The organism is Rodentibacter ratti (genome assembly GCF_002000485.1).
In the GTDB taxonomy this organism is placed as follows: Bacteria; Pseudomonadota; Gammaproteobacteria; order Enterobacterales; family Pasteurellaceae; genus Rodentibacter; species Rodentibacter ratti.
In genome coordinates this window covers 1-1,103 of record NZ_MLAJ01000023.1, presented here as the reverse complement: position 1 = coordinate 1,103, position 1,103 = coordinate 1, and the positions used below count along the sequence as shown (strand labels likewise).

The window sequence follows — 1,103 nt, the reverse complement described above, 5'->3', positions numbered from 1 at the left end:
TATGTCAGAAACCTACCTTGTTTCGCAAATGGTAAAGTTAATTGAGCAATGCTATAAGGAAAATGCGATTATTTCTTATAAGCTCAAAGAGCTTGCTGAGCGAGAAAGACTTTTAAATGCACAGATTAACAGCTTTACGACATCTTTAGGCTATATCGATCCTGATCTTGATGTGAGGACGATTAAGAAAGATTATGATGCGACGAAATTACTTCGTCAAAAGCCGTTTAATAAGAATTTATCCTATCTGATTTCTCAAGTATTCAAACAAAATAATTATTGGCGAAATTTATATTCGATTACGCTCGACGCAATAAAAATAGACAGAGAGCTGTTATCGACTTCCCGTGTTGAAGCCACAATGCAGCATCAATGCGCTATCGGGAACGCACTGCGTAAGCTATATAAACAAGGGATTATTGAACGACAAGAAAAGTATTTACATTACAAGATTAAGAAAAGAGGAATGTTTGATACGTCCGAATGGCGGTTAAAACAGATAGAGAACGAAGGATAGTAAAAATAGCGGTGGAATACCGCTATTTTAGTTTCCATTGCCAAAGCACTTCTTTGCGGCTGATTTGCGTTCGGGTAATCCAATCTCTTTGATAAAATTCATTGAGCTGCTTACGAACGGAATCAAGGTGTTTTTCGGTAGGTGTCGCTTGATTTTGTTCAATCTCAAAAATCCGTTGGGTGAGGTCGGCGATGGTAAAGCCTTTGTTGGGTTCATTGCGTAGAATTTGAACAAGGTATTTGCGGATTTTGCCTTTGAATAACTTAAATTTACGGCGATAAACAAAGTTTTGCGTGTTGTAAAGCGTAATATCGTTTTCCTGCTGCATTAAATCAATGGCATACTTGAGTGTCGCAATATTGGCATCAAGCAAGGCTAAGTGGTGTAAAACCTGCTTACGCTCAAACTCAAATTCTTTAATCTTCTTTTCTAAATTGTATGCCATCAGCTTTTTCCTACTGCCAAATCACTTCTTGATGAATGATTTTGCGTTGCCAATAACCGCACCATTCGTTGTTTTCTTTGGTGGTTTTTAAGCATCGACTGAGTACATCAATAAACTGGGTTTTATTAGATTGACGGCGGT

General features: G+C 37.7%; 2 protein-coding genes and 1 pseudogene. 1 reads left to right on the top strand and 2 read right to left on the bottom strand.

Translation table 11 applies throughout. From position 1 onward, the window contains the following. Nucleotides 1–517 (top strand): hypothetical protein (locus BKG94_RS09985; protein ID WP_077436670.1); only part of this gene is annotated, 517 nt, incomplete at its 5' end. 22 nt (nt 518–539) lie between these two features. Here BKG94_RS09985 and BKG94_RS09880 read toward each other — a convergent pair. Next, nucleotides 540–962, bottom strand: a complete 423-nt coding sequence (locus BKG94_RS09880) for a hypothetical protein (RefSeq protein ID WP_077436668.1) — start codon at nt 960–962, stop codon at nt 540–542. A gap of 10 nt (nt 963–972) precedes the next feature. Then, nucleotides 973–1,103, bottom strand: a pseudogene (locus BKG94_RS10145) (IS1595 family transposase); the annotation flags it as partial.

Coding starts and splice junctions, on each gene's coding strand:
- BKG94_RS09880 (WP_077436668.1), bottom strand. CDS start 962: ATGGCATACAATTTAGAAAAGAAGATTAAAGAATTTGAGTTTGAGCGT.